The sequence below is a fragment of the Dietzia sp. B19 genome (assembly GCF_014145155.1).
Lineage (GTDB): Bacteria > Actinomycetota > Actinomycetes > Mycobacteriales > Mycobacteriaceae > Dietzia > Dietzia natronolimnaea.
Window position 1 is genome coordinate 1 of the sequence record NZ_JAALED010000162.1, and the last position, 1698, is coordinate 1698.

At 71.7% G+C, this 1698-nt stretch carries 2 protein-coding genes and 1 pseudogene; 2 read left to right on the forward strand and 1 reads right to left on the reverse strand.

The window, feature by feature from the left end:
• Both G6020_RS05760 and G6020_RS05765 read left to right on the forward strand, forming a co-directional pair.
• Positions 1 to 210: pseudogene (locus G6020_RS05760) on the forward strand (bifunctional molybdenum cofactor biosynthesis protein MoaC/MoaB); the annotation flags it as partial.
• 50 nt (positions 211 to 260) lie between these two features.
• Positions 261 to 734 carry a molybdenum cofactor biosynthesis protein MoaE gene (locus G6020_RS05765; RefSeq protein ID WP_182609959.1) on the forward strand — a complete coding sequence of 158 codons (474 nt, stop codon included), beginning with the start codon at positions 261 to 263 and terminating at the stop codon, positions 732 to 734.
• 5 nt (positions 735 to 739) lie between these two features.
• Here the strand turns inward: G6020_RS05765 and G6020_RS05770 are convergent.
• Positions 740 to 1698 (reverse strand): HNH endonuclease signature motif containing protein (locus G6020_RS05770; protein WP_182609960.1); only part of this gene is annotated, 959 nt, incomplete at its 5' end.

Genomic DNA, 1698 nt, shown 5'->3' on the forward strand with positions numbered 1-1698 from the left:
GAGCTCCCCGGCGTCGCCGAGGCGATGCGCGCCCGCGGGCTGGCCTCGACCCCCACCGCCGCGATGAGCCGCGGCCTGGCGGGCTTCTCCGGACGTACCCTGGTGGCGAACCTCCCGGGCTCTTCGGGCGGGGTGCGCGACGGACTGGCGGTACTCGACGAGTTGTTGGACCACCTGCTCGCCGTCCACGCCCACGGTGGCGGGCACTGACCGTCCCCGCCCGCAGCCGCCCGGGACCGAACCGCGAGGAGGAACCGACCATGACCGTCCGCAGTCCACTCGTGCAGATCACCGAGACCGCGATCGACCCCCGTGAGGTCGAGCAGGCCGTCTGGAGCACCGCCGACGGCGCCATGGTCACGTTCTCCGGGGTGGTGCGCGACCACGACCACGGTCGCGACGTGCTCGACATCGAGTACTCGGCCCACCCCACGGCGCAGGACGTCCTCGAACGGCTCTGCGACGAGGTGGCGACCGAACACACCTCGCCCGACCTCGAGAAGGGCGGGCCGCTCGACCCGCGGCGCTCCGTCCGCATCGGCGCGGTGCACCGGGTGGGGGTGCTGCCGGTGGGTGAGGTCGCCGTGGTGGTGGTGGCCGTGGCGCCGCACCGGGCCGAGGCCTTTGCCGCCTGCTCGGAGCTCATCGAACGACTCAAGCGCGGGGTGCCCATCTGGAAGCGGCAGCGCTTCACCGACGGCGTCTCGGAGTGGGTGGGCGTCGGCGACTGCTGAGACGATCAGGCTGGCCGTCTGCGGGATCCGGGCCAGTGGCGACCCGGCGGGTTGACGAGTGTGCCGTCGTCGGCGATGGTGCGATCCGCGTAGGCGTTCCACTCGCGTTCCCGGATGGCGTCACGAGCACGGGCCAGGGGGCCCTTGGGTCTGGTGCGGTGTTCGTGCCCGGTGTCGGTGATGATGACGAGATCACCCAACGGCCCGGACCGGTAGGCGTTGGTCCCGAATGTCTTCTCCCGGTGGTGTTTCCGACACAGGCAGACGAGGTTCCACTCGGTGGTCGGCCCGCCGAGTTCAGGGTCCTTCTTGTTGAACGCGAGCACATGGTCCACGTCGCAGTCCTTGGCGGGAACCGAGCACCCCGGGTGCCGGCAGGTGCCGTCGCGCAACCGGATGCGCTCGGCCATCGCCGGGGTGATCACGTAGCGCAGGGCGTGTTCCGGGGAGTCGAGCACGCCCGGGGCAGGGTCGATGAGCTCGAACCGCACGCTCGCGTCGTCCCCCTCGAGCAGTTCCGTGCAGAGCCACTCGAAGCTGCTGTACGCGCCGTGGACGAACTCGACACGGTTGGGCAGGCCCCGGGCCGCGGAGGCGATCACGCTGATGCGGATCGGCTGACCGGCCCGCGCGGCGTTGCCCAGTGTGGGCCGGGGCAGGTCCGCGCCGACCCTGACGTCGCCGAGTTCGATGCCGTCGTGCTCGATACCGTCGTGCTCGGACGCGCGGGCAGCGGCGGAGGCGGTATCGGCCGCGGACCGGCCCGCATCAGACGGGTAGACGGCGAGCGCGGCGAGGGCGTCGGCGCGGAGCTGGTCCATGGGACGATCCAACCCGTCCGCCGAGGCGGCCGACGCGTCGGTGTCGATGCGACGCCGAAGGAGTTCGGCATCGGCAGCGGTGAGCCTGGCCCACATCGTGGCCATGCCGTTCCGTGCCCCGCGGAATCGGACCGAGCGGGTAA

Coding starts and splice junctions, on each gene's coding strand:
- G6020_RS05765 (WP_182609959.1), top strand. CDS start 261: ATGACCGTCCGCAGTCCACTCGTGCAGATCACCGAGACCGCGATCGAC.